This window comes from Bartonella sp. AP88HLJMH (genome assembly GCF_042195605.1).
Classification (GTDB): domain Bacteria; phylum Pseudomonadota; class Alphaproteobacteria; order Rhizobiales; family Rhizobiaceae; genus Bartonella.
The window spans coordinates 111,405-138,403 of record NZ_JBHIOR010000002.1 but is presented as its reverse complement, the minus strand read 5'-3'; the positions used below and the strand labels follow the sequence as shown (position 1 = coordinate 138,403).

Below are 26,999 nucleotides of genomic sequence, written 5' to 3'. Positions count from 1 at the left end.
ATATCGAAGCAGTTTTTAAATCACATTATTCCAGAATTAAAGGAACGCGAGATGGCTAAATTGGACGCATATAATGCGCCAAGGGAGGTGTATGCTGATTCAAAATCAAGCGCTCAAAGTCGCAAGGAGCGGACAGAGCGTACCAATCTGTTTTCTGGTCCTGCCTATCAAAAACTTCTTTTTATTGAACCTTGGCTGCGACGTTCACTCCCATTTGTAATTCTTGCATTTCTTGTTACGCTAGCAGCGATCCGTTTCCTATCAATCTATGATTGGCGCAACACAATTGATAAAAACACGCATTCTACCATCACTCTCTTAGCTTCTCATATTACCAATACGATTGACCGTGACTTACTTGCCGCCACTCGACAAGGAAAAGCTGCTGCTCTTTCTCATAATCATTTACAAAATATCCTAACCAATTTTCGTAACAAAGGTTTTATAAAAACCAGCGCTGTTATTGCTATTGTCGATCAAAAAGGCAATGTCCTAGCTTCATCAAGTTCCGAGATTGTCTTAGGAAAACCCTTACAGGATTTTACCTCTGAAAGCATTACTTTACAAGCTCTAGGAAAACATGCTGGAATCATGAAAATTACAATAGGAAAAGATATTCCTGCTCTTGCTTCCTTTCAGCAAACAGAAAATGGACAATATGGGGTATTCATCAGTGAAAAAATGCAACATATTTACATGGAATGGCGGAAAGCTCTCTCGTTAAATATAACCATATTCATTGGAACTAGTGGCGTTATCCTCGCTCTTCTTTATGCTTATTATAACCAAATTGTACGAGCACGCAAAACAGATCTTGTTTCAGAAAAAATTCAAAACCGTATTGATATGGCAATGATGCGTGGACGCTGTGGACTATGGGATTGGAATATGGCAAGTGGACGCGTCTACTGGTCACGAGCAATGTACGAAATGCTCGGCTATGTCCCTCAAGATGCATTGCTCTCAATTTCCCAAATTAGCGCCATTATCAATCCAAATGATGCGAATTTTTTTGATCTTGCTCAGGAATTAATGAGCGGTAAAAAAAAGCATATCGATATTAACGTTCCTATGCGTCATGCTGATGGTCATTATGTATGGATGCGCATTCGTGCCGAAGTGACTGAAGAAGAAGAACCCCATTTGGTTGGTATTTCCTTCGATATTAGTGAACAGCAACAATTGGCTGAACAAACAGCGCAAGCCGACCTTCGTATCCGTGATGCGATTGAAAACATTTCAGAATCTTTCGTCTTGTGGGATGCTGAAGGACGTTTAGTCATGTCCAACAGCAAATTTTGCGAATATGCCGCTATTCCTAAACAAATTCTCCAATCAGGTATCCAACGTGCAACCGTCGAAGCCATGGCACGCCCTGCACTCAGTGAATATCCCCTTAAAGATGATGGTACTGGTAACTTAACCAGTATTCGCCAAACGGCAGATGGTTGTTGGCTCAAAATTAACGAACGACGAACCCAAGATGGAGGATTGGTTTGTATTGGTACTGACATTTCTGAGCTTAAACAACAACAGGAAAAATTTGAAGACAGTGAAAGGCGTCTTTTTTCTTTCATTCAAGAACTCAAGCGCGCGCGAGGGAGTGCTCAACAACGCGCAACAGAAGTTGAAAAACTTAATAAAAGTTTGAAAGCAGAAAAAGAACGCGCCGAAAGTGCTAATAAGGCTAAATCAGAATTTTTAGCCAATATGTCTCATGAATTGCGCACGCCTCTGAATGCTATTCTTGGTTTTTCAGACATCATGTTGCAATCAACTTTTGGCCCTCTTGGCTCACAACGCTATAAGGAATATATGCATGATATTTACAATTCAGGAACCCATCTTCTAACCCTTATCAATGACATTCTTGATATGTCAAAAATCGAAGCAGGAAGATTTACGCTTGATTGTAAAAATACCGATCTTGAGCCCATCATTAGTGAAGCAGTACGAACACTAACGCCCCAAGCTCAAGAAAAAAATATTGTTGTTACAACAAACATTACCCCAGAACTTCATGCTGAAGTTGATGGTCGTGCAATGAAACAGATTTTCCTTAATCTCATCTCTAATGCCGTTAAATTTACGCCTTCTGGCGGAAATATTGATGTCTGCGCTTTCAAGAAAAAAAATAACCTTATTTTTAAAATTACAGATACAGGTGTTGGTATTCCCCAATCAGCAATTAAAAAACTTGGGCAACCTTTTGAACAAGTTGAAAATCAGCTTACTAAGTCTCATACAGGCTCAGGTCTTGGATTAGCCATTTCACGCTCCTTGCTAGAACTCCACAAAGGAAAACTTGAAATTACTTCAAAAGAAATGAAAGGAACAACTGTAACGATTATAATGCCCATCACACAAAGTTAAAATTCTCCATTTTGTTCTCGTTGTAGTAAAATCTGTTTCCGTTTGTCCCCCCAACGATACCCTGAAATAAAACCATTTTTACGCACAACACGATGACAAGGAATGATAACAGCCAATTCGTTACGTGCACAGGCATTAGCAACGGCACGAAAAGCTTTCGGCATACCAATACGGCACGCTAAGATCTCATAGGAAATTGTTTCACCACATGGTATATCACATAATACTGCCCATACTTGTCGTTGAAAAACTGTACCATTTATATCTAAGGGAAAATTATATTTTTTTACCAGCTTAGGTGTTTCTATCATGGCTATAATATGGGCAACTTCTCTCTTAAATGTATTGTCACCTACAACTTGTTGTGCATCACCAAAGCGTATCGTAAACTCCTGTAATAATTGCTCTATAGTGTCTCCTAACGCTATATGACAAATCCCTCTTTGAGACCTAGCCACCAAAAGCTTTCCTATTGATACATCTTTCAGACAGAATCTCGTTTGGGAAATGTTCAGCATTTTAACCTTCTTTATATTTTAAATAAGTCTTGAACATCATCAATAAAGTAAAAGGAGAGTATTCACTCTCTTTAAAAAACAAATAAAATCATTCTGAAATGATCTCCTTAGCCATTGTATTAAAATACACTCTCATCCTTTTATGAAACGGACACATCTATAGATTGACGTTCCCTACCCTAAAACAGAAACTTCGACCAGAGCTGATTTATCAACAATCTTGCTATTTATCTAACAGATTCCAACTGAAACCATTTGATATAGTTTATTTCATAAGCTCTCTACAGACAAATCTTGTCCTGAATTTTATCATATACTAACAAAAAATACCTTAATGTGGTCAATTTTCATACCTTATATCACAGCTCTAAACGGCAGTATTTTACGGAACAACACGATAAGCTTCCCACTTCATTTTACGAAATCCCATTGAACCATAAATAATGTCTTATGTTTTACAAGCAATAGAAAAAGCGCGTGCTCTCTTAGGCAAAAAATGTCATAAAACACAAAATATACCGGCAATGGATTGGAAAGATGTTCCGGCTTTTTATGCTCCACATATGCTTGAATATTCTAATTTGTTAGAGCACTGTTATTATTTTTTTATCAAAGGTCATACTTTTGATAGACTGACGAGATGACTCAACTCAAAAAAGAAATTTATCTTCAATTTTATGAAAAAAAGCATGGAAAAGGTATTTTAATGCTTACTTTCTTTGTCACTTAACTTATAAAATGATTGTAGCCTCAGAACTGAAATATTTTGCCCGCAACAATCGCACATAGATATTTGTCATAGGAAAAAGTCATGCCCAAACGCACAGATATAAAATCTATTCTTATCATCGGAGCAGGACCTATTATCATTGGTCAGGCATGTGAATTTGATTATTCAGGCACTCAAGCCTGTAAAGCATTAAAAGAAGAAGGTTACCGAATTATTTTGGTAAATTCTAATCCTGCCACGATTATGACAGATCCAGATCTAGCTGATGCAACTTATATAGAGCCCATTACTCCTGAAATAGTTGCCAAAATTATTGCCCACGAGCGTCCCGATGCCCTTTTACCCACTATGGGAGGACAAACAGCCCTCAATACTGCTTTATCATTAAAGCGTATGGGTATTTTAGACCGCTATCATGTTGAAATGATAGGAGCCAATGCTGATGCTATTGATAAAGCTGAAGATCGTGCTTTATTCCGCCAAGCGATGGCAAAAATCGGTTTGGAAACGCCACGCTCTATGTTAGCCAATGCAACAGAACTGAAAGAAGAAAATCGCCAACAACACGCAAAAACGTGTGCTGAACTTAAAGCAAAGCTTTCTGGTGCTGCGCTTGACAAAGCACTCGAAGAACTTGAGCGCAACTGGCGACATACCGAAGCTGATCGCAAACAACATTATATCGCTCATGCAACAGCAAAAGCAGTTCAAGCTCTTGATGTTGTTGGGCTTCCAGCTATTATTCGTCCTTCATTCACCCTTGGTGGAACTGGTGGTGGAATTGCTTATAACCGCTCTGAATTCTATGAAATTATTGAACGTGGGCTTGAAGCTTCACCAACAACAGAAGTATTAATTGAAGAAAGTGTTTTAGGGTGGAAAGAATATGAGATGGAAGTTGTTCGTGATAAGAACGACAATTGTATCATCGTTTGTTCTATTGAAAACATTGATCCGATGGGGATTCATACCGGTGATTCGATCACTGTAGCACCTGCTCTCACCTTAACCGATAAAGAATATCAATGTATGCGTAATGCTTCGATTGCTGTTTTGCGTGAAATTGGTGTTGAAACGGGGGGATCCAATGTACAGTTTGCTGTCAATCCTGAAAATGGGCGCCTCATTGTTATTGAAATGAATCCGCGTGTTTCTCGCTCTTCAGCGCTTGCCTCAAAAGCAACGGGGTTTCCCATTGCCAAAGTAGCGGCTAAACTGGCTGTTGGTTATACACTTGATGAATTAAAAAATGATATCACGGGTGGTGCAACACCAGCATCATTTGAGCCTTCTATTGACTATATTGTGACAAAAATTCCTCGTTTTGCGTTTGAAAAATTTCCCGGTTCATCACCTGTCCTAACAACTGCGATGAAATCTGTAGGAGAAGTCATGGCAATTGGACGCACTTTTCAAGAATCGTTACAAAAAGCACTCCGTGGACTTGAAACAGGGCTTACGGGTCTTGATGAAATTGTGATTCCAGAGCATGCTGAAGGTGATGAAAAAAGTTCTATACGCTCCGCCATTGCCATACCAAGCCCTGATCGTCTACGCTATATTGCTCAAGCCATGCGCACAGGCTTACCCTTAAATGAGATTCACCAAATTAGCAAAATTGATCCGTGGTTTTTAAAACAAATAGCCTCCATCATTGAAATGGAGCAGCGTATCCGCATTCATGGATTACCCCAAGACGCAGATAACTTACGTATGTTAAAAGCTATGGGCTTTTCAGATGCGCGATTAGCCTCCCTTACAGGGAAAGAACCCGATTATATCGCAGCTTTACGCAAATCACTGAATGTTAAACACGTCTTCAAACGGATTGATACTTGTGCCGCTGAATTTTCTTCTCCTACAGCCTATATGTATTCAACATATGAAGTTCCTTTTGCAGGTGTAGAGCACTCGGAAGCACACGTTTCTGAACGCAAAAAAATTGCTATTTTAGGCGGTGGACCAAACCGCATTGGGCAAGGTATTGAATTTGATTACTGTTGCTGCCACGCTGCTTTTGCACTGCGTGATGCAGGATTTGAAGCGATTATGATTAACTGTAATCCTGAAACAGTTTCAACCGACTATGATACCTCTGATCGCCTTTACTTTGAATCTTTAACAACAGAAGACGTTATCGCTATTTTAGAAGCAGAACAGGAAAAAGGAGATTTGGTTGGAGTCATCGTCCAATTTGGCGGACAAACACCCTTGAAATTGGCAAGCGCTCTAGAAAAACACAACATCCCCATTCTAGGTACTTCACCTGACGCTATCGACTTAGCAGAAGATAGAGATCGCTTTCAAAAACTGTTATTTAAACTTAATTTAACACAACCTCAAAATGGTATTGCCCACTCCATTGAACAAGCACGCCTCATTGCCCACGAACTAGGCTTCCCCTTGGTTGTACGTCCCTCTTATGTTTTAGGAGGACGTGCTATGCAAATTATCCGTGATGAACGTAGCTTACAAAATTATTTACTTGAGAGTGTCCCTGAATTAATTTCAGAAGATATCAAAGTCCGTTATCCTAACGACACAACAGGACAAATCAATATATTGCTTGGTAAAAATCCGCTTCTCTTTGATACCTATTTAACAGAAGCAATTGAAGTAGATGTTGATTGTCTATGTGATGGCAAAGAAACACTAATCGTTGGTATTATGGAACATATTGAAGAAGCTGGTATCCACTCTGGTGATTCAGCATGTTCTCTACCAGTCCATACGCTCTCAAATAAAATAGTTACTGAATTAGAGCGCCAAACCAAAGCATTAGCACAAGCACTTCATGTTCGCGGTTTAATGAATGTACAATATGCTATAAAAGATGACACCATTTATGTCTTAGAAGTCAATCCCCGTGCTTCACGTACTGTCCCATTTGTTGCAAAAACGATTGGTCGCCCTATTGCTAAAATGGCTGCACGTATTATGGCAGGAGAAACGCTTCATGATGCTCTTCAAGCTTATGGTGGATTACCTTCTTTGCAAAAAAAACAACATATTGCCGTCAAGGAAGCAGTATTTCCTTTTGCTCGTTTTTCAGGTGTTGATACACTTCTTGGTCCAGAAATGCGCTCAACCGGTGAAGTTATGGGACTTGACTATGAATTTTCGCTTGCTTTTGCTAAAGCCCAACTTGGAGCTGGTGTAAAACTCCCTAAAGAGGGAACTTTGTTCGTTTCTGTAAGGGATGAAGATAAAAAACGCATCTTAAATCCTGTAAAACGTTTAACTGAGCTTGGCTTTTCTGTTGTCGCCACAAGTGGAACACAAAAATTTCTCACCGAACACCACGTTGAAGCAAAAAAAATTAACAAAGTTCTAGAGGGACACCCCCATATTGAAGACGCTATTCGTAATCGCCAAATTCAATTGATTTTTAATACAACTAGCACTGCCAGTGCCATCTCAGACTCAAAATCATTACGTTATGCAGCACTCATGCAAAATGTTCCCTATTATACAACAATAGCTGGAGCCGAAGCCGTCGTAGAAGCGATCAAAGCACTCAAAAAAAGGCACCTTGAGGTACGTTCACTACAAAGTTATTTTAGTTGAATTTTTTTCTACTTAGCAAAATATACACTGTTTTCTTATTTTTTCTTTATATAAAAATTGATTAAGACTTGCTTTTTGTTCTAAAAACTTTTATAGAGGTTTCATCGAATTTTCGGTTACGTGACTTTCTTTCCTGTGCAATCTGCACTTTCGACGAAACTTCTCCCACCTAATTTCGATCTACAACCGTATTGAAGAAATGAAAGCTTCAATGCTCAATATAATTATATATTCTAAGGAGTTTCCTATGTCTACAGGAACAGTTAAGTGGTTTAATACAACAAAAGGTTTCGGATTCATTCAGCCTAGCGATGGTAGTGCAGATGTATTTGTACACATTTCTGCCGTCGAGCGTTCAGGTCTAAACAGTCTTAATGAAGGGCAAAAAATCTCTTATGATGTTCTTCAAGATCGTCGTTCAGGAAAATTTGCCGCTGGTAACCTTGCAGCACTTTAAAGTTTAAATTCTGCAATATTTTATTTAGAAATCTTCGTCTGTAAAGACGAAGATTTTTTTATTTTGTATAAAGCATTATTTTACCTTGTTAAAATAAAAGACTGCTTATCTCCTTTGCACAATTTATCAAACCTCTCTTATACTTCCTCAAAAACTTTCATAAAATCTACGAAGAGATTATCTTGTAAAATATCTCAAAAAAGAAGAATATAGAGCCCGTGTAAGAGTATTTTGGAAGTTTTTTATTGCATACAATATAATCTCTTATAGAATATCCTTAAAGCAATAACCATTTGTTGATATAATATAAGGATTTAAAATTATGGCTTTTATTGCCGACAAACTGTCTCGTATCAAACCTTCTGCAACAATTGCTGCTTCTCAAAAGGCCCGCCATTTAAAAGCATTAGGGCGCAATGTTATTGCTTTAAGTGCTGGAGAGCCAGACTTTGATACCCCAGACAACATCAAAAACGCGGCTATTGAAGCTATTCGAAGGGGAGAAACAAAATACCCTCCCATATCAGGAATTCCAGAATTGCGCCAAGCAATTTCTGCAAAGTTTAAAAGAGAAAATAACCTTCTTTACCAACCAGAACAAATTATTGTTGGTACCGGTGGAAAACAAATTCTCTTTAATGCGTTCATGGCAACTTTGAATAAAGGAGATGAGGTCATCATTCCATCCCCTTATTGGGTTAGTTATCCAGAAATGGTCGCACTCAACGATGGTACGCCTGTCTTTTTAGAAACAAAAGCCGAATTTTCTTATAAACTCCAACCACAAGAGCTAGAAGCTGCCATTACCCCCAAAACCAAATGGTTCATCTTTAACTCTCCTTCAAATCCATCAGGTGCCGCTTATACACATAATGAATTGAAAAAACTTACAGATGTTTTAGTAAAATATCCTCATGTTTATATCCTTTCCGATGATATATATGAACATCTCACGTATGAGGGTTTTACCTTTGTGACTCCAGCTCAAGTAGAACCAGCGCTTTATGAGCGTACACTCACAATGAATGGTGTTTCTAAAGCCTATGCGATGACGGGATGGAGAATCGGTTATGCAGGCGGACCACAAGAATTAATTAAAGCCATGGATACCATTCAAGGACAGCAAACATCTGGAACAAGTGTCATTTCACAATGGGCTGCGGTTGAAGCACTCAACGGGCCACAAGACTTTATTGCTAAAAATAAAAGTATTTTTCAAGCACGCCGTGATCTCGTTGTCTCCATGCTAAATCAAGCTCCTGGCATTCACTGTCCAACGCCTGAGGGTGCTTTTTATGTTTATCCTTCTTGCACCGGACTTATTGGAAAGAAAACACCCAATGGTCAACGTATTACGAATGATGAAGACTTTGCCATAGCGCTTCTAGAAACAGAAGCTGTTGCTGTCGTCCAAGGATCTGCTTTTGGACTTGGATCAACTTTTCGTATTTCTTATGCAACATCAGAAGAATTACTTGAAAAAGCTTGTATACGTATACAGCGTTTTTGCAACAGTTTAATTTAAAATTTTTAATATCATCTCTTGTGATTGTTTTTTGCCGAATGTTAGTATATCCGAGAAAATATCTGAAACTGTGTCATGGTCTAAATCTATCGATTCAGCAAAAATATCTATGAATAAACACAAAAATAGATGCTGTAGATAAAGATCAAAAAAATTTAGCTATCAAATAAATGAATCGGTCTATTATCATAAGAGATGACAAGCCTATTCTACTTTCTCCATTCAATTTATAACTCTAAAAAAGACCGAGCACTTTTAAACACAATTGCCCTTATAATCAAAGGCCCTTACAATAAAATCTCTTCTATTTCTCAGCTTCTTCTTCGTCCTAAAACGAAGAAGAAGCCACCTCCCATCGTTGTGTAAGCAATCCAGTTTCCTTTAAGTTCTATTTAATAACTACTTGATTTACTTCATAGGCTTTATGAACAAGACCTGCCTTAAATATTCACCTCACATTCTAATAAAAAGCACTTCATGTATAAGGTTTTAAATATTTTATATCACACCCCTAAAAGACAGACTTTTACAGTACAATAGAATATCCCCTCTCAAACTCCTCATTGAATTTTAGTATTCTTAAAAAAATTGTTGGATATCCACCAGTTTCGAAATTTTTTCTTTATCATCTTCCCATATATTGCAATTTCTAGGGACTCTTTCAAAAATTAAAAAAAAAGCCGGACATATGTCCGGCAAATTTGGAAAATCCTCAGAGATAAAATCAATCTGATAGATCTTCGTAAGGGAACACTCAAGAAAACGAAACTGGGAGGCAACATAATCAAGAGATAGTATTCTATGTCATTTTATAAGGAAAAGCACAACAAAGACTTAAGCGTATCTGCTATGCAATAAACACATAGCTTTAAATTTGTCTCCATCATGTACCACTCTCTTTAATTAAATAGTAAAAATGTTAACTACACCATCACACGATTGTCCATTTTTCAATATATAATAACCCTCACGGTTGCTAGCATTCATAAAAAACATTTATCCCTCTTTTCAAAAATATTTACCCGTACGAACTCCCTCCACTTTTAATGTGCAACAAATAATTTTAATTGATTCAATATAGGCAAATTTGAAACGAAAGAATATTACGGGAGTCTCAAGTTGCAAAACAGCTAATTATTCCTTATAAATTAAGATATTAATATTAAAAAGACCACTGGCGAGCTTTTAAAAAAATATAATCTCGAAAAGCATTTAACCTTGCCAAATTCTTTAAATTATAAGGATAACAAAAAAAAGTATCAAAAGAAGGAATATCAACCATATCAGGAAAAAGACGCACTAAATGCTCATCATTATTGACGATATAATCAGGAAGCACAGCAATCCCAAGATCACGCATAAGCGCATTCTTTATTGAGATGATATTGTTGATTTGTAAAACTGAAACGCGCAATGATCCATCACTTCTACCAGCCTTTTCCAACCAATTTAAACCAGACAAATAAGGTGGAACAGGTTCACCGAACGAAATAATACGATGCTCATCGAGATCAGACAATTTTTCCGGCTTTCCATAATTTGCAATATACTTTTCCGAAGCATAGACATGCATATGAATTGTAAAGAGTTTTCTTTGTATAAGATCAGGTTGTTTGGGTTGATGTAAGCGAACAGCACAATCCGCATGACACATTGTCAAATCAAGCTCTTCATCGGAAAGCAAAAGCTGAACCTGCATATCAGGATAAAGACTAAGAAATTCTGGCATACGCTCTGCAATCCACCCTGCCCCCATTCCAAAGGTCGAGGTCACACGCAAGTGCCCCGTTGGTTTTGCATAGCTTTCACTTAATTGCAAACGCACACTTTCAAGCTTCATCAAAACATCATGAGCTGTACGATAAAGAGTTTCTCCCTGTTCTGTAAGAATCAAACCACGCGCATGACGTTGAAATAAGGATACCCCAACCTCTTGTTCTAAAGCCGAAACCTGTCGTGAAACGGCTGATTGAGATAAATGAAGTTTTTGAGCAGCATGCGTAAAAGATCCCGCTTCTGCTGCAGCGTGAAAAACCCTTAACTTATCCCAATCCAACGGTGGCGCCACAATTAATTCTACCTCTATATTCTCTATGTTCTCAATGAGTGACTAACGCCTGGGTATATCCAAAAACCGTTCTGCTTCCAACGCTGCCATACATCCTCTTCCCGCAGCTGTTACAGCTTGGCGGAATGTTTCATCTGTCACATCCCCAGCAGCAAAAACACCAGCAATGCTTGTTGCTGTTGAGTCGGGTGCTGTCCATAAATAGCCGCCTCGTTTTTGTTTCAGCTGTCCTTCAAACAGAGAAACAGCAGGATCATGCCCAATGGCAATAAATATGCCCTCTGCATTCACTTTCATCTCGTGACCTGTCTTAACATTTTTCAGACGTGCCCCTGTTACAACAGCGCCCTTTGAATCTTGAGCTGGCAGCCCCACAATTTCTTCAACCACATGATCCCAAAGAACACGCACATTATTACAAGCCAGCAACCTATCTTGTAAAATTTTTTCTGCCCGAAACTGCCCCCGCCTGTGAACCACGCTTACACTTTTAGCCAAATGCGATAAATAAAGTGCTTCTTCAACAGCCGTATTTCCTCCTCCCACGACAATAACGTCCTTATCACGATAAAAAAAGCCATCACATGTAGCACAAGCGGAAACACCTCCGCCCATAAAGGTCTGTTCACTTTCTAAACCAAGCCAGCGCGCTTGAGCTCCTGTTGCAATAATCAGTGCATCACAAGAATATTGTGTTCCTGAATCCCCATATAAGACAAAAGGATACTTCAACAAATCAGCCTTTATAATTGTATCATAGACAATTTTTGTCCCCATATTCTCAGCTTGTTTTGCCATTTGTTCCATCAACCATGGTCCTTGAATGGGATCTGCAAAACCTGGATAATTCTCAACATCAGTTGTAATTGTTAATTGTCCACCCTGCTGCAAGCCCGTCACCAAAACCGGCTTAAGCATTGCTCTTGCTGCATAGACCGCCGCTGTATAACCAGCCGGACCTGAGCCAATAATTAGCAGACGAATATGCGATTGTACCATTAAATCCCCTTCACTTTATTATAAATTAATTATTCTATAAATGATAACGGAATGCAGCCTTTTAAAAAAATATTTTTCAAGAGCCCTAATTATGTTATGTATACTTCTTTTCAAGTTTTATGAAAAGGTCTGATTACTAATTCATCAAGGCACGCTAATGTTAAGAATTAATCCTTATCCTATAAAGAGAAAAATGTAACTTCTTATGAGCACAAAACCATAATAAAAAGAGATACAAAGATAGGGAACGATCATTTTTCAATTTATTATCAATGTCTGTGCACGTTTTGCCTTAATCATGGGAGGAGCAATGCTTTTGCCAATTTTTGTGGATTTGCACGACAACAATCGTAATTGGATAAGCTTTCTCTATTCTTGTGCCATAACCACCATGTTAGCAACGCTGATTCTTTTAGCAACTAAGGGAGCTACTTGTCGCTTTTCAGCACGGCTTGGCTTTATGCTCACTGTTTGTCTTTGGCTTACAGGAAGCATCGTAGGTGCCTTACCTCTTTATCTTTCTCCTCTTCCCATTTCTCTAGCAGGAGCCATTTTTGAATCTGTTTCTGGAATTACAACAACAGGCTCCACAGTCCTTTCTGATCTTGATAATTTATCGCGAAGTATTTTATTATGGCGTTCTCTTATATGCTGGATTGGGGGCATTGGTTTTATCGGTTTAGCCCTCTTAATTTTGCCTTCACTGCGTGTGGGTGGCGTGCGACTTTTTCATATGGAATCATCTGATAAATCTGAAAAAATATTGCCTCGCATCAACCAAATTGCTAACGGAATTATCATCGCTTATGTTGGGTTAACATTGGCTTGTATGCTTTCTTATTTTGCTGCAGGCATGAATTTATTTGATGCCATTAACCATGCAATGAGTACAGTAGCAACAGCTGGTTTTTCAACGCATGATGCTTCTTTTGGCTATTTTTCTGATACACCAGCCATCTTAATTATTTCAACAATCTTCATGTTGCTTTCTGCTTTACCTTTCGTACTTTATGTTAAATTAGTCCTTCCTGGACACTCCAAACGCTTCCTTGACCCACAAGTGATTGTTTTTCTCCATATCGTTCTCCTTTTCAGCTTTGCTTTAGCGGCATGGCTACGGTTTTATGATCATCGCGCGTTCCACTTAATTTTTCTTGATGTCATTTTTCACCTTTCATCCATTATTAGCACCACAGGTTATAGCGCTGAAGATTATCAACTTTGGGGACCGTTTGCGCTTGGAATTTTCTTCATTGTTTCTTTTACAGGCGGATGTGCTGGTTCTACTTCTGGTGGCATGAAAATCAATCGCCTCATTATTCTTTGGCGTATTACACAAACAAATATAGAAAAACTTCTTTCTCCTAATGTCGTTGTAAAAGCGCGCTACGATCACTCAAATATATCAAATGATGTTGCTCAAGCCGTTTTGTTTTTTGTCTGTCTTTATATGTTTTGCCTTGTTATCGGCACTGCACTTTTGCTTACAACCGGTCTTGACTTTACCTCTGCCTTTACGGGGGTCTTAACCGCACTTTCAAATGTTGGTCCAGGCTTTGGAGATATTATTGGCCCCACTGGTAATTTCTCTACAATCAACGACCATGCTTTATGGATTTTAAGTTTTCTAATGTTAGCTGGACGCCTTGAAATCATAACAATATTCGTCCTTTTTATTCCCGCTTTCTGGCGTGAACAATTCTAATGCAGAGATATTTTATGCTACCATGATAAAAAATTTACAAGATAAAAAGGCGAGAACAGTATGCGTCATAATATTCACTCCTCACCCAATCTACTGAAGATTTCCTAAAATTTCATACAAATCATCATATCAATGATATAAAAATAATTCAAAAAAAACAATCAAATACCAATATTTTCAAAGCCATAACATATAAAACTTCACTTTATTGATCTTCTTTATCAAATAAAGTGGACGCATAGAACATTCTTTTTTACGAATAATCTCTCATGCAAAAAATATGAATATTTGCTGATAAAAGTGTTTTTTCTCTTTAATAGAGTTACCTCCTTATAGAAAAAAATGCTATTATATTACGAACTCACAAGCTTATAAAAAAACATCTCACAGTACTCATCACCCCCATTTCACGACAGCCCTCATGAAAGATATAAAATGGGCACCATCATTTTTACTTAAATAACAATAAGGTGCAAGTCGGTACCAAAAAATAAGATATAAATTAGTACCACCATATTATTTTCTTTCTATTAATGTCGTAACAGCCTACATTTCAGACAATTTATAAGAAATCTCTTTACACCCTGTCTTCAATAGTTTTTATCCACCACATGCCTTCTTCCAATTGTGATGTACAAGAAGATAGCTCTCATTGTTAATATCAACAGATTTTACATGAGAAAATCTTACGGTACTCAAAGCTCTTATTCAAATTGAAAAGGTAAATTATCTATAAAAATCATATATATATATATATATTGATCTTAAATCCATCTTATTATGAATTTATTGAAAATATGTACGACTATTTTATCCATGGAGATACCATCATTATCTTTTTAAGACAAGAAAACGTTTTTTTTGCTATCTATTTAAGTCTTACAAAACGAACAATATCAGCACGACCCCGTATAAGATAGTGCATAAATCCCCAGACTTGAGTTAAAGCATTATTTTCTTATTCTAAAATATCAATGAATAAAAGTAGCTTTCTTCTCTCCTAGTATGCTTTATCATAAACTACATATCGCTCTCAAGCGTATACATTTTTAATATTTTATCCAAAATTTTGAGAACTTTTTATAGCGTGCTACTAAAGACAATATAAATTTTGTAAAATAACATTTATATCATTGAGCTGTTTTCTTAATGACTATGAAAAACCTTTAAGAAAAATACTTTTTATCATTCCTCAAAAAGATTTTTGATATAATAATCAAAGTGTTTTTTCTGCAAACAGTTCTTTGTAAACACTTCCAATCTTGCTTGCCTCTTTTTCCAAAGGAAAGTGAGTACGAACATGGGTTAAAGCTTTCTTTCCGGCTGCCAATGTTTTTTCTACATCAGCAAAATAAGGTTCAATTGCTGCTGTTAAAGCCGCTCCATCTCCTGCTTGAACAACCGTTCCTGTTCCCTCGACCACCAATTCTTTAAAAATTCCTACATCACTCGCCACTACAGCCGTCTGTGATGCCATTGCCTCCAATGGTGTCAGACCAAAACCTTCCAAACGAGACGGAGTTACATAAAGTGATAAACGGCGATACCACACAGGTATATCAAGCCTTTCACCAAGAAAAATAATGCGGTCGTTTAAACCAGCTTCAGCAATCTTCTGTCGTAATTTCTTTTCAAAACCATAATGCTGTTCTGTAGTCCGACCAGCGATAAGTGCTGTCCATTCGGGATAGTCAGGCAATAATGCTATCATCGCGTCCACAAACAAATCAGTACCCTTTAAATAGCGCACGCGCCCAAAACATCCTACCGCATATTTTCCTGGCACCCCAGTTGCTGGAAAGTAATCATCAGGAATTTTGGGGGGTGAAAAACGCCTAATATCCACTCCATGCATAATAACCTTATGAGGCACTTCTAGATAGGTTCCCGTACATACACTAGTAGCGATAACTTTATCCATACGACGAAGCAACCATTTGGTAAAAGGCTTGTGTTCGCGTCGAGATGCCGAAGTAAAGATGAGTTTAAGCTTCATTCGCAAAACATCGCGTAAAAACACCCCGCAAAGCATCTCAATATTGCGTCGTGCATGCCAAATACGAAATGGCTTCCCTTTCGGACTTTTCCAAAGTCCGAAAAGGTCCTTAAAGGCAAGTGTCGGTAAAGTTCGTGGTAAACCAAACCCCAAAGTGGATATACGCACACCCTGTTCGCGTTGCAGTGGAATAAGCTGAATAATCGTAGATGTTACTCCCGACAAACGCCTTTTAAAGTGAGGCGCAATAATTTCAGTTTCGTCCAAAGATACACGCATAATAATCCATATGTTATTTAGATGTACTGAACCTTAATGATCTCGTAATTATGCGCACCACCTGGTGCATTCACCTCAATCACATCACCTTCTTGCTTGCCAATAAGTGCACGTGCGATAGGCGAAGAAATAGAGATTTTACCAACCTTTACATCAGCTTCTTGATCTCCTACGATCTGATACACTTTTTTTTCTTCAGTGTCCTCATCCAAGAGTTTAATGGTTGCGCCAAATTTTATTTTGTCACCTGAAAGACGCGAGACATCTATAACTTCTGCTCGTGCGATATAATCTTCAAGCTCATTTATACGCCCCTCATTATGACTTTGCGCTTCTTTAGCTGCATGATACTCAGCATTTTCAGATAAATCACCATGCGCACGCGCCTCAGAAATTGCTTCAATAATTCGCGGACGCTCCTGTTGTTGACGCCAACGCAACTCTTCTTTAAGACTCTCAAAACCAGCTGTAGTCATCGGAACTTTTTCCATAATCCGTCCCTTTCTATTACACGGAAGGTTTAATAAAAATACAAAAAACGGCTTCCAAAATTACTTTTGGAATCCGAAAACTACGATCTTTTTTATTATATAGTACAGTATCGCTGTTTTCCATATAAAAATAAATAAAGGAAACAAAACATGCACAAATAGTGATTAAAACATCTCATTTTGGTGTTTAAAACGTTAAACTTCACTCTTCTCTTTAAAGTGTCCTAAAGAAGAAAGAATTGTATTTTTTTCTGTTTTATCATAATCTAGTAAAAGAAATTATATAGAATATGAAGAGAGAAGGATAGAAAATCTCTAAAGAAATTCTTTACAGAAAAATGAAAAAAATCGTCATTTTTTTTATGTTTGGCTCTTTCTTTTTAGCCACAACAATATCAGAGGCAGCAGATGCTTTTGTTACGAGAAATCTTAATTTTAGAACAGGTCCCAGCACTCAATATGCACTTTGCGGCTTAATCTCTGCTGGAGAATTAGTTTTTGTTAAAAACTGTGAAGGAAATTGGTGCCATATCCGATATAACACTCAAATAGGTTGGGTGTCATCTCGTTATCTTTCATTTAAAGATGGAAACGATCTTTATCACACATATACAATGTCTTTAATGCCCAAACGTACCGATTATTCTCCATAACAGCCATAATAACTTATGCCCTCTTGAATATCATCATGGCAAAAATGCAATAGTGTTCACGAACAACCACAAATATGCTCCTTCCAAAGAAATACTTCGAAGAATTTATCTCATAAAAACTTGATCAATATCCTAATGAAAGCTCTAATAAACCAAAATAAATCTGTTCAATAACGTTTTGCTGTTGTCGTAATAAATTTGTAAAAATTAGTATTTTCTTTAAAATCACCAGCACTTTTCTATCAAAGGATACAACAATGAAAAATGGTGTTACTGCAACAGTAGAAGCTCTTTCTGCTCTTATTGCTTCAGGTAATCCTCTTTTTAAGAATGGTGCATTATGGACACCTCACCGCCCCATTCGTCCTGAAAAATCTGAAGGTGGTATTCCATTTCAACTCGAAACATCTTTTAAACCAGCGGGAGATCAACCTCAAGCCATTAAAACTCTGGTCGAGGGAATTCAAAAAAATGAACGTACACAAGTGCTTTTGGGTGTTACCGGCTCAGGGAAAACCTATACAATGGCCAATATCATTGAAAAAACACAGCGTCCAGCTTTAATATTAGCTCCCAATAAAACTCTAGCAGCGCAGCTTTATGGGGAATTTAAAAGTTTTTTTCCCCATAATGCCGTCGAATATTTTGTTTCCTATTATGACTATTATCAACCAGAAGCCTATGTTGCACGCTCAGACACTTATATTGAAAAGGAATCCTCAATTAATGAACAAATCGACCGTATGCGCCATGCTGCAACACGTGCTGTCTTAGAGCGTGATGACGTCATTATTGTCGCATCTGTATCCTGTATCTACGGAATTGGTTCAGTAGAAACTTATACTGCTATGACCTTCCAAATAGCAAAAGGGGACAAACTCAATCAACGAAAACTCTTGGCTGATTTAGTCTCTCAACAGTATTATCGACAAGATATCAATTTCATTCGTGGTTCCTTTCGTGTTCGAGGGGATACAATCGAAATTTTCCCTGCCCACCTCGAAGATCGTGCTTGGCGTATTTCGCTCTTTGGCGATGAAGTGGAAACAATTACGGAATTTGATCCTCTCACCGGACAAAAAACAGGCGATCTTCAATCAATTAAAATTTATGCCAACTCACACTACGTAATACCACGCCCAACACTTAACCAAGCGATGAAATCTATCAAAATGGAACTCGTTCAACGCCTCGATGAGTTGAACGAAGCTGGACGTCTTTTAGAAGCACAACGTTTAGAACAACGTACAGTTTTTGATTTGGAAATGTTGGAAACCACCGGTTCATGTCCGGGAATTGAAAATTATTCACGCTATTTAACGGGACGAAAACCCGGAGAACCACCACCAACCTTGTTCGAATACATTCCAAATAATGCTCTTGTTTTTATCGATGAAAGCCACGTAACCATTCCCCAAATTGGTGGCATGTACCGAGGTGACTTTCGTAGAAAAGCAACCTTAGCAGAATATGGTTTTCGCCTCCCTTCTTGTATGGATAACCGTCCTTTGCGCTTTGAAGAATGGGATGCTATGCGCCCACAAACGATTGCTGTCTCCGCAACACCTGGACGGTGGGAAATAGAACAATCTCACGGCACTTTTGCAGAACAAGTTATTCGCCCCACAGGGCTTGTTGACCCACCAACAGAGGTTCGTCCAGCCAAAAATCAAGTCGATGATGTTGTGAATGAAATTCGTAAAACAATTCAAAAAGGCTACCGTACATTGGTGACAGTTCTCACAAAGCGTATGGCCGAAGACTTAACTGAATATCTCCACGAACAAGACATTCGTGTACGCTATATGCATTCTGACATTGATACATTAGAGCGCATTGAAATTCTACGCGATCTTCGGCTTGGCACCTTTGATGTCCTCATCGGTATTAACTTGCTCCGAGAAGGCTTAGATATTCCAGAATGTGGTTTTGTTGCCATTCTAGATGCCGATAAAGAGGGCTTTTTGCGCTCTGAAACTTCCCTCATACAAACAATCGGACGTGCTGCACGTAACGTAGATGGCCGTGTTGTCCTCTATGCAGATACGATCACTGGTTCCATAGAACGAGCCTTACAGGAGACACAAAGACGTCGACAAAAACAAATAGCCTATAATGAAGAACACCATATCACACCGAAAAGTATCAAAAAAAATATCGGAGATATTCTTAATTCAGGCTATGAAACCAACCATATTCATACAAATATCCCTGATGTCATCGAGAAAAAAAATATGGTTGGCAACAATTTAGCATCTCATATTAAACACCTCGAAAAATTAATGCATGAAGCAGCTGCTGATCTTAATTTTGAAGAAGCAGCACGCCTTCGCGATGAAATCAAACAATTACAAAAGATAGAACTAGAACTCGCGGAAAATCCCTTAACACATCATAGCGAACAATCCACCCATGAGCGCGTATTACAACCAAGTCTTTTCTCCAAACCAGACCTTGCACACATGGGACCAACCATGGACACTGGTATTTTGGAAAATCAAAAAGGAAAATCTCGTAAAAACACCCCTAATCAAGCAACAATAAAACGAAAAAAACGCAATCAATGAAGGAGCAAAAAATTTCAAACCGCATAAAATAATCTTCAGCTCTTCTAAAAAAGACGAAAGCTCAAAAGCAAACAGCGTTATCCGAAAAATAGACAACCTCCAACATCAACGGTGCTTCAATTTGTCTAAAACAACATGAGAGAGAACATTTTATAAAAAATTTCTAAAATATATTATCTTTATACAGTTATACTCTGATATCTAACTCAATATTATTTATCCTTACAAGAAAATATTCAAATAGGACACTGTCCTATAACACAAATAAAGTAAAATAAGACTTTATCATAGCACCATAAGCCTATGATAAAAAATGATAACTTTTATTCATATCCCTATTGTTCAATTCATATTGTACCAAACAATAAAAAATTATCCCTAAATAAAGAGTTTATATTCCATAGTAAAAAATCGTGGACTCTCAATACAAACTTATTAATTAACCTCAAGCAGAGTACATTAATTGAAATCAAAATTCTGTTATGATTTCATTTTACTGTCTCCGCGATAGATTTAACTAAATAAATTTTTATTTTTTTGTCACAATAAAGTCCAAAATTGTTCAGGCTCTATTCAGTTTGAAACGTGTAGGATGTGAAAAATACGAATTTACACAAGGAGCATCATTATGAAAAAAGTGATCAGGTTAGCGGTATTATCAGCAATGTCAACTGTGACCGTTTTGATGCCGCTAAATGCAACGCTTGCGGATATGGCATGGAATCGTAGTGACTCTATCTCGAGAGAAATAGATGATATGATGAGGAAGATGCGTAAAGAAACAGATGATGCGATAAAGGAAATGAGGAAGAAAGCTGATATTCTGCCTTGCGGTTTTTCTCGCTCCCATTGTTCTGATAAAAAACGTAGCTTTTTATCTGATGATTTCCAAAAGTTTGTTGATGATTTCCACAAGAGTTCTGATGACGACAAGAGAAGATTTAAAGCCAAACATGAAAGGTCTGTAGCCAAACATAGTAAGACGGAACAACAACAACACCATCATCACCACCACCACCATTATCATCATGTTGAAAACAAAACATATCATTACGTCGAGCGCAAAAAGACAAAACACAGTAATATTCATATAGATAACTCAGGAGATGCTTTAGCGGTGGGTATTCTTGGTCTTGCAACAGGTACGATTCTTGGTACAATTTTAAAAAAACCAGAACAGCCACAAGTGGTTTATCAAATAGTACCACAAAATCAGGTAATTTATCAAAAAGTTCCGCAAAATCAAAGAGTTTATCAAGTGCAGCAAACGGTGGCATATGAGCCACTCCAGCAATCATTAGAATCTGATTGGCTTAACTATTGCAAGAAAAAATACCGTTCCTTTAACCCTAAAACAGGGACCTTTCGAGACCGTAATGGTTTGGAACACATTTGTTATGCCCCAATAAATTAACTTCTGTTCCGTCCTACTAAAAAGTCTTAAATGGCAAAAAAAAAACGCTTCAAAGCGTTTTTTATTTGCTCATATATTAAAATCTTGAAGAAAAGGATTATTTTGGCGCTCATAGCCTATGCTACTTTTGGGACCATGCCCACAGATAAAACAAACATCATCGCCTAAGGGTAAAACTTTTTCTCGAAGGGATTGCATCAATTTTTCATAAGAACAGAAGGGGAAGTCCGTACGTCCAATAGAACCACGAAAGAGAACATCACCCAAGAGGGCTAAGCGCTCTTTTTCATTGAAATAAATAACATGACCAGGGGAATGCCCCAGTGTATGTAAAACCCTAAACTCATGTCCAGCAAAATACACACACTCACCATCTTCTAACTATATCGAACAACGCACCACGATGCTTTCGGGTGTAAGCCATGATTTAAGAATCATTCTCACCCGTTTTAAACTTCAGCAAGCGTTAGCAAATACTGACTTTGATATCAAGCCGCTTGAACAAGATGTGAGCGACACGCAAAATATGTTAGAAGATTACCTTGCTTTTGCCCGTAGTGAAGAAAGTGAGTGTGTTAAAACTTTTGATTTAAATGCTCTTATGCAAAAATTCTCTACCGATGCGCATCTTCACAAACGTCAATTTTCCTACACCATTGAAAGCCCTACACCAATACAAGCACGCCCACGTGCCTTCACGCGTCTCATCAGCAATCTTGTGTCAAATGCATTTTGTCATGCCAATACTGTCAAACTAACAGCCATATCCCAACAAGAATGTTTCCCATATATCAAAAAAAGTTCCCGCAATATATTATATTTATACAGTTATAATATGATATCGAACTCAATATTTAGCCTCACAAGAGAGTAGTCAAACAGGACTGTATTCAATCACACAAATAAGGTTCTATCTTAGCACCATAAGCCTATAATAAAAAACGATAACTTTTGTTCATACACCTATTGTTCAATTCATATTGTATCAAGCAATAAAAAAGTACTCATCAATGAATAATTTATAACCAATAGTAAAAAATCTGGTGCTCTAAATACAAGCTGCTTAATTAACCTTAAGAAGAGTACATTAATTGAAATCAAAATTCTGTCATGATTTTATTTTACTGTATTGATAATAGTTTTAACTAAATGAATTTTTATTTTTTTGTCACAATAAAATCCAAAATTGTTCAGGCTCTATTCAGTTTGACACGTGTAGGATGTGAAAAATACGAATTTACACAAGGAGCATCATTATGAAAAAAGTGATCAGATTAGCGGTATTATCAGCAATGTCTACTGTAACCGTTTTGATGCCATTAGATCCAACGCTTGCGGATATGGCATGGTATCATAACTATGACATGAGAAGGGAGGCTGGTTTACCGTCTCACAATTTTAGCTCCCATTTTTCTCATAGTGAACATCACTCTTTTGATAACCCCCACACGCGTCATTATGTTAGCCATAAATGGGGAGCACAACAACACCATCATGTTGAACATAAGACATATCATTATGTCGAGCGCAAAAAGACAAAACACAGTAGTATTAATATAAATAACTCAGGAGAAGCTTTAGCAATGGGCATTCTTGCTCTTGCAGCAGGTGCACTTCTCGGCAAAATTTTTAAAAAATCAGAACAGCCACAAGTTGTTTATCAAACCGCACCACAGCATCAAATTGTATATCAACAGGTTCCACAAGAACAGATAATTTATGAAACTCCGCAAACGGTGGAATATGAGCCAGTACAACAATCATTAGAGTCTGATTGGCTTCAATATTGCAAGAAAAAATACCGTTCTTTCAACCCTAAAACAGGAACTTTCCGAGACCGTAATGGTTTGGAACACGTTTGTTATGCCCCAATAAATTAACTTCTGTTCTGCTCTACTAAAAAGTCTTAAATGGCAAAAAAAACGCTTCAAAGCGTTTTTTTTATTTGCTCATATATTAAAATCTTGAAGAAAAGGATTATTTTGTCGCTCATAGCCTATGCTACTTTTGGGACCATGCCCACAGATAAAACAAACATCATCGCCTAAGGGTAAAACTTTTTCTCGAAGGGATTGCATCAATTTTTCATAAGAACAGAAGGGGAAGTCCGTACGTCCAATAGAACCACGAAAGAGAACATCACCCAAGAGCGCTAAGCGCTGTTTTTCATTGAAATAAATAACATGACCAGGGGAATGTCCTGGGGTGTGAAAAACCTTAAACACATGTCCAGCAAAATGAACGCACTCACCATCTTCTAACCATTGGTCAGGAATACAAATGCAAGCATCAGTGATGCCATAATTTTTTGCGCTTTCGCTCACGGCATCCATCACAGGCTTATCATCGCGATGTGAACCGATAATTTTTACATTAAGCGCTTCTTTCACTTGCATTGCTGCTCCTACATGATCAAAATGACCATGTGTTATCCAAATAGCCTCAACGATAACACCATTCTTTTCGATTACGTCTTGAATCCGCGGCCAATCACCACCAGGATCAACGAGAACCCCCGTTTTACATTCACTATCAAAAAGCAAAGTGCAATTTTGTTGGAATGTCGTAACTGGAATAATATGTATATTAAGACTACCCATAATATCCTTTTCAAAAATAACTTTTTTAAATTTATAAATAAAACTTTCTTTCCTTTAAGGTAAAGGTGCTGCTCGACAGCTTTATACAACTTATGTAAACTTGCATTTTGTGTAAACTAAATTTTTATCAAGGTTTTTTAAGAATGAGCAATCACGTTCAAGTTTTGTGTGACGATGCCCCTCACCTTCTTGTGATTGATGACGATACACGCATTCGCAATCTTTTATTTCAGTTTCTCATTAAAAATGGATTTCGTGTTTCAGTTTCAGCTAATGCGAATGAAGCAAGACGACTGTTAGCAAGTTTAGATTTTGATCTTCTTATTGTTGATGTCATGATGCCTGGCGAAAACGGTATTGATCTCACTCATTCACTCCGCCAAACAAAAGATGTCCCTATCTTTATGTTAACAGCTTTATCAGAAATAGACAATCGTATCCGTGGATTAGAAGCAGGGGCAGATGATTATCTGGCTAAGCCGTTTGACCCTCGTGAACTTCTCCTTCGCATCAACGCCATTTTACGACGTGGTTTTCCCCCTCACCAACCCAAAATTGAGCAAATAGTTTTTGGTCCTTATATATTTTCAATTTCACGACGCGAACTCAAAAAAGGAGGAGAAATTATTAAATTAACAGATAAAGAACAAGAAATGATGGTCATGTTTGCCGAAAATGCAGGCGATACAATTCCGCGCCATAAATTCGCGACCGATGACAGCAATATAAGTGAACGTGCCATTGATGTGCAGATCAACCGCCTTCGTCGTAAGATCGAAAAAAACCCAGCACTGCCTATATGGCTCCAAACCGTGCGAGGAATAGGGTATAAACTCTCTATTGAATAGGCACAAGAATGATCAAACCTTTAAGATTTTTTCTTCGATGGTTAACGAAAAAAATGCCTAAACGGCTTTATGCTCGCTCTTTGATCATTATCATTGCTCCCATGGTGCTTCTGCAAACGGTCATTGCTTATGTCTTTATGGAACGCCATTGGCAAATGGTAACCGAGCGTCTTTCAACGGCTGTCGTGCATGATATTTCAGCCATTATTGATATTCTTGAAACATATCCCCAACAAGATAACTATGAAGATATCAAGCGTATTGCACAACAACGTATGGGATTAAATATTTCTATTCTATCTCCTACCTCCTTACCCCCTCCAGGACCTAAGCCATTTTTTGCAATTCTTGACTATTTTTTAAGTGAAGAAATCACCCGCCAAATTAACCGTCCCTTCTGGATCGATACCGTAGGAGATTCTGATCTTGTTGAAATCCGTATCCACCTTGGTCACAACATCTTACGCGTCTTTGCTCCACGCAGCCAAGCCTATGCTTCCAATACTGCTATTTTTTTAAGCTGGATGGTAGGAACAGCTCTTGTTTTATTGCTGATAGCAATTTACTTTTTACGCAATCAAATCAAACCGATTCAACAATTGGCTGAAGCAGCAGAAAGCTTTGGACGCGGTCGTCCTTTACCAAAAGGATTTCAACCACAAGGAGCTGATGAAGTCCGTCGTGCAGGCATCGCTTTTTTACGTATGCGAGAACGTATTGAACGCCAAATCGAACAACGCACCATGATGCTCTCAGGAGTAAGTCATGATTTAAGAACCATTCTTACACGTTTTAAACTTCAGCTAGCATTAGCAAATACTGGCTTTGATATTAAACCGCTTGAGCAAGATGTAAGTGACATGCAAAATATGTTAGAAGATTATCTTGCTTTTGCTCGTGGTGAAGGAAGTGAAAGTGTCAAGACTTTTGATTTAAATGCTCTTATGCAAAAATTCTCCACCGATGCTCGTCTTCACAAACGTCAATTTTCTTACACCATTGAAGGTCCTACAGAAATACAAGTACGTCCCCGTGCTTTCACACGCTTAGTCAGCAATCTTGTAACAAATGCATTTTGTTACGGCACGACTGTTAAACTAACCGCTAACTCTCAACAAGAATCTTTTATATTGATAATCGATGATAATGGACCTGGAATTCATGAAGATATGCGCACAGAAGTTTTTAAGCCATTCTTTCGACTTGATAAAGCGCGAAATCAAGATGCAAGTGGAACAGGACTTGGTCTTTCTATTGCTCAAGACATAGCACGCAGCCATGGTGGCAATATACAATTAGATGAGAGCCCACTCGGGGGAGTGCGCGCTATTCTTGATGTCCCCCTATGAGCAATATTTCCGCAAACCATCTGTAAAAATAACAAACTGCATATTTTAGGCATTCCCTACAGTTTCAAACAAAGTGTATTGTAGTGCCTTGTAAGCACTTTCTCCCGACAAAGCAACCATCTGAAATGCAACATAATGGCTTTCACAAGCTTTAAGTGCATGTATCAACAATGTTTCAACCTGTATATGAGATGGATGCATCCCACCAGCCAAAAGAAGACCTTGTCGATAAATGACTGAATTATTCCTTTGCCAGTAATCAAAATGTCCCAACAACAACTTTTCATTAATTGCTAGCAATAAGCGCTGTATTTCAGCTGTTCGAGCATTTTTAGTAGAGAGATCAAACGAACAAGCTAAATGAAGTGCTTCATGCTCTTCCATCCATGAAAAAGCAAGACGATAGTTTGCGCGTTTTCCTTCCACACAAACGCTAATTTCATCTTGTGCATCCCGCTCAAACGACCAATCATATTCACAGGCAATCTGTTCGATAAAGTCAACAGGGTGCTCTTTTCTTTCTGTGGCGCAAAATGCAAGCCTCATCACAATCCTCAATCATCTTAAAACATTGTCAACAGAATATAAACCGTCTAAACTGTAACAATATTTTGCTACAATCAGACCTTTACACCAAACAAATACACATAAAACATCGACAGTACACAAACACCCAGAACACAATCGCGCTGTTTAGGGCAACCTGATAGTCATAAAACGAATCATCAAGTCTTTTCAGTGTATTGATACAATTTCATAGCGCCAGCCCCCCTGATTCAAAAAAATGTACTTTACCCCCAAAAAAAATCAAAAATAAACAAATGCTCCGCTCTAACAGACTCAAGATTAAGCATTTTTTA

18 protein-coding genes and 3 pseudogenes are annotated in these 26,999 nt (G+C 37.9%); 13 read left to right on the top strand and 8 right to left on the bottom strand.

Features of this window, described 5'->3' with window-relative positions; translation table 11 throughout:
* Positions 1-51 precede the first annotated feature (51 nt).
* Positions 52-2,373: an ATP-binding protein gene (locus ACFIMA_RS01720; protein ID WP_375631672.1), complete on the top strand. Its 2,322-nt coding sequence runs from the start codon at positions 52-54 to the stop codon at positions 2,371-2,373.
* Here the strand turns inward: ACFIMA_RS01720 and ACFIMA_RS01715 are convergent.
* Complete coding sequence (locus ACFIMA_RS01715; RefSeq protein ID WP_375693031.1) at positions 2,370-2,891, bottom strand: methylated-DNA--[protein]-cysteine S-methyltransferase; 522 nt, start codon at positions 2,889-2,891, stop codon at positions 2,370-2,372. The two genes, ACFIMA_RS01720 and ACFIMA_RS01715, sit on opposite strands and share 4 nt — an antisense overlap.
* A gap of 455 nt (positions 2,892-3,346) precedes the next feature.
* Here ACFIMA_RS01715 and ACFIMA_RS01710 point away from each other — a divergent pair.
* The 4 genes and pseudogenes from ACFIMA_RS01710 to ACFIMA_RS01695 form a co-directional block, all read left to right on the top strand.
* Positions 3,347-3,445: pseudogene (locus ACFIMA_RS01710) on the top strand (integrase); the annotation flags it as partial.
* 257 nt (positions 3,446-3,702) lie between these two features.
* A complete protein-coding gene (gene carB / locus ACFIMA_RS01705; RefSeq protein WP_375631668.1) occupies positions 3,703-7,188 on the top strand; it encodes a carbamoyl-phosphate synthase large subunit in 3,486 nt (1,161 codons plus the stop codon).
* Positions 7,189-7,435: 247 nt separating this feature from the next.
* Positions 7,436-7,645: a cold-shock protein gene (locus tag ACFIMA_RS01700; RefSeq protein ID WP_012754908.1), complete on the top strand. Its 210-nt coding sequence runs from the start codon at positions 7,436-7,438 to the stop codon at positions 7,643-7,645.
* Between the two features lie 322 nt (positions 7,646-7,967).
* Positions 7,968-9,170 carry a pyridoxal phosphate-dependent aminotransferase gene (locus tag ACFIMA_RS01695; protein ID WP_375612967.1) on the top strand — a complete coding sequence of 401 codons (1,203 nt, stop codon included), beginning with the start codon at positions 7,968-7,970 and terminating at the stop codon, positions 9,168-9,170.
* Between the two features lie 1,162 nt (positions 9,171-10,332).
* Here ACFIMA_RS01695 and ACFIMA_RS01690 read toward each other — a convergent pair.
* Entirely contained in the window at positions 10,333-11,238 is a 906-nt protein-coding gene (locus ACFIMA_RS01690) for a LysR family transcriptional regulator (protein WP_273791217.1), read from the bottom strand.
* Between the two features lie 42 nt (positions 11,239-11,280).
* The gene (gene trxB / locus ACFIMA_RS01685; RefSeq protein ID WP_375612968.1) at positions 11,281-12,237 is read right to left on the bottom strand and encodes a thioredoxin-disulfide reductase; all 957 of its coding nucleotides are present in this window, start codon (positions 12,235-12,237) and stop codon (positions 11,281-11,283) included.
* A 310-nt stretch (positions 12,238-12,547) separates the two neighbouring features.
* Between trxB and ACFIMA_RS01680 the strand changes: the two genes are divergently transcribed.
* Positions 12,548-13,942 carry a TrkH family potassium uptake protein gene (locus ACFIMA_RS01680; RefSeq protein ID WP_375631664.1) on the top strand — a complete coding sequence of 465 codons (1,395 nt, stop codon included), beginning with the start codon at positions 12,548-12,550 and terminating at the stop codon, positions 13,940-13,942.
* Positions 13,943-15,158: 1,216 nt separating this feature from the next.
* On the opposite strand, the gene ACFIMA_RS01675 is transcribed toward ACFIMA_RS01680, so the two are convergent.
* Together ACFIMA_RS01675 and greA are read right to left on the bottom strand one after the other, a co-directional pair.
* Positions 15,159-16,217: a glycosyltransferase family 4 protein gene (locus ACFIMA_RS01675; RefSeq protein WP_375652297.1), complete on the bottom strand. Its 1,059-nt coding sequence runs from the start codon at positions 16,215-16,217 to the stop codon at positions 15,159-15,161.
* 17 nt (positions 16,218-16,234) lie between these two features.
* Entirely contained in the window at positions 16,235-16,708 is a 474-nt protein-coding gene (greA, locus tag ACFIMA_RS01670; protein WP_007347010.1) for a transcription elongation factor GreA, read from the bottom strand.
* A gap of 338 nt (positions 16,709-17,046) precedes the next feature.
* On the opposite strand from greA, the gene ACFIMA_RS01665 reads away from it, so the two are divergent.
* The 3 genes from ACFIMA_RS01665 to ACFIMA_RS01655 all read left to right on the top strand — a co-directional run bounded on the left by ACFIMA_RS01665 (position 17,047) and on the right by ACFIMA_RS01655 (position 21,342).
* Positions 17,047-17,361, top strand: coding sequence for an SH3 domain-containing protein (locus tag ACFIMA_RS01665; RefSeq protein WP_375612971.1), 315 nt, complete (start codon positions 17,047-17,049; stop codon positions 17,359-17,361).
* Positions 17,362-17,618: 257 nt separating this feature from the next.
* A complete protein-coding gene (uvrB, locus tag ACFIMA_RS01660; RefSeq protein WP_375693030.1) occupies positions 17,619-19,928 on the top strand; it encodes an excinuclease ABC subunit UvrB in 2,310 nt (769 codons plus the stop codon).
* Between the two features lie 628 nt (positions 19,929-20,556).
* Positions 20,557-21,342 (top strand): BA14K family protein, encoded by a 786-nt coding sequence (locus ACFIMA_RS01655; protein ID WP_375631656.1) that lies wholly within the window; start codon positions 20,557-20,559, stop codon positions 21,340-21,342.
* 69 nt (positions 21,343-21,411) lie between these two features.
* Here ACFIMA_RS01655 and ACFIMA_RS01650 read toward each other — a convergent pair.
* Positions 21,412-21,723, bottom strand: a pseudogene (locus ACFIMA_RS01650) (MBL fold metallo-hydrolase); the annotation flags it as partial.
* Positions 21,724-21,727: 4 nt separating this feature from the next.
* On the opposite strand from ACFIMA_RS01650, the pseudogene ACFIMA_RS01645 reads away from it, so the two are divergent.
* Both ACFIMA_RS01645 and ACFIMA_RS01640 read left to right on the top strand, forming a co-directional pair.
* Positions 21,728-22,126: pseudogene (locus ACFIMA_RS01645) on the top strand (sensor histidine kinase); the annotation flags it as partial.
* A gap of 472 nt (positions 22,127-22,598) precedes the next feature.
* Positions 22,599-23,222: a BA14K family protein gene (locus ACFIMA_RS01640; protein WP_375620700.1), complete on the top strand. Its 624-nt coding sequence runs from the start codon at positions 22,599-22,601 to the stop codon at positions 23,220-23,222.
* Positions 23,223-23,291: 69 nt separating this feature from the next.
* On the opposite strand, the gene ACFIMA_RS01635 is transcribed toward ACFIMA_RS01640, so the two are convergent.
* Entirely contained in the window at positions 23,292-23,942 is a 651-nt protein-coding gene (locus ACFIMA_RS01635) for an MBL fold metallo-hydrolase (RefSeq protein WP_375631652.1), read from the bottom strand.
* A gap of 143 nt (positions 23,943-24,085) precedes the next feature.
* Here ACFIMA_RS01635 and ACFIMA_RS01630 point away from each other — a divergent pair, with 143 nt between their 5' ends.
* Both ACFIMA_RS01630 and ACFIMA_RS01625 read left to right on the top strand, forming a co-directional pair.
* On the top strand, positions 24,086-24,790 hold the full coding sequence (locus tag ACFIMA_RS01630; RefSeq protein ID WP_375612976.1) for a response regulator: 705 nt from the start codon (positions 24,086-24,088) through the stop codon (positions 24,788-24,790).
* A gap of 8 nt (positions 24,791-24,798) precedes the next feature.
* The gene (locus ACFIMA_RS01625; protein ID WP_375693029.1) at positions 24,799-26,139 is read left to right on the top strand and encodes an ATP-binding protein; all 1,341 of its coding nucleotides are present in this window, start codon (positions 24,799-24,801) and stop codon (positions 26,137-26,139) included.
* A 45-nt stretch (positions 26,140-26,184) separates the two neighbouring features.
* Here the strand turns inward: ACFIMA_RS01625 and ACFIMA_RS01620 are convergent, their stop codons facing one another.
* Positions 26,185-26,685, bottom strand: a complete 501-nt coding sequence (locus tag ACFIMA_RS01620; RefSeq protein WP_375629408.1) for a YbjN domain-containing protein — start codon at positions 26,683-26,685, stop codon at positions 26,185-26,187.
* Positions 26,686-26,999 lie beyond the last annotated feature (314 nt).

Coding starts and splice junctions, on each gene's coding strand:
- ACFIMA_RS01635 (WP_375631652.1), bottom strand. CDS start 23,942: ATGGGTAGTCTTAATATACATATTATTCCAGTTACGACATTCCAACAA.
- ACFIMA_RS01700 (WP_012754908.1), top strand. CDS start 7,436: ATGTCTACAGGAACAGTTAAGTGGTTTAATACAACAAAAGGTTTCGGA.
- ACFIMA_RS01665 (WP_375612971.1), top strand. CDS start 17,047: ATGAAAAAAATCGTCATTTTTTTTATGTTTGGCTCTTTCTTTTTAGCC.
- trxB (WP_375612968.1), bottom strand. CDS start 12,237: ATGGTACAATCGCATATTCGTCTGCTAATTATTGGCTCAGGTCCGGCT.
- carB (WP_375631668.1), top strand. CDS start 3,703: ATGCCCAAACGCACAGATATAAAATCTATTCTTATCATCGGAGCAGGA.
- ACFIMA_RS01720 (WP_375631672.1), top strand. CDS start 52: ATGGCTAAATTGGACGCATATAATGCGCCAAGGGAGGTGTATGCTGAT.
- ACFIMA_RS01680 (WP_375631664.1), top strand. CDS start 12,548: ATGCTTTTGCCAATTTTTGTGGATTTGCACGACAACAATCGTAATTGG.
- ACFIMA_RS01630 (WP_375612976.1), top strand. CDS start 24,086: ATGAGCAATCACGTTCAAGTTTTGTGTGACGATGCCCCTCACCTTCTT.
- uvrB (WP_375693030.1), top strand. CDS start 17,619: ATGAAAAATGGTGTTACTGCAACAGTAGAAGCTCTTTCTGCTCTTATT.
- ACFIMA_RS01675 (WP_375652297.1), bottom strand. CDS start 16,217: ATGCGTGTATCTTTGGACGAAACTGAAATTATTGCGCCTCACTTTAAA.
- ACFIMA_RS01715 (WP_375693031.1), bottom strand. CDS start 2,891: ATGCTGAACATTTCCCAAACGAGATTCTGTCTGAAAGATGTATCAATA.
- greA (WP_007347010.1), bottom strand. CDS start 16,708: ATGGAAAAAGTTCCGATGACTACAGCTGGTTTTGAGAGTCTTAAAGAA.
- ACFIMA_RS01640 (WP_375620700.1), top strand. CDS start 22,599: ATGAAAAAAGTGATCAGATTAGCGGTATTATCAGCAATGTCTACTGTA.
- ACFIMA_RS01620 (WP_375629408.1), bottom strand. CDS start 26,685: ATGAGGCTTGCATTTTGCGCCACAGAAAGAAAAGAGCACCCTGTTGAC.
- ACFIMA_RS01695 (WP_375612967.1), top strand. CDS start 7,968: ATGGCTTTTATTGCCGACAAACTGTCTCGTATCAAACCTTCTGCAACA.
- ACFIMA_RS01625 (WP_375693029.1), top strand. CDS start 24,799: ATGATCAAACCTTTAAGATTTTTTCTTCGATGGTTAACGAAAAAAATG.
- ACFIMA_RS01655 (WP_375631656.1), top strand. CDS start 20,557: ATGAAAAAAGTGATCAGGTTAGCGGTATTATCAGCAATGTCAACTGTG.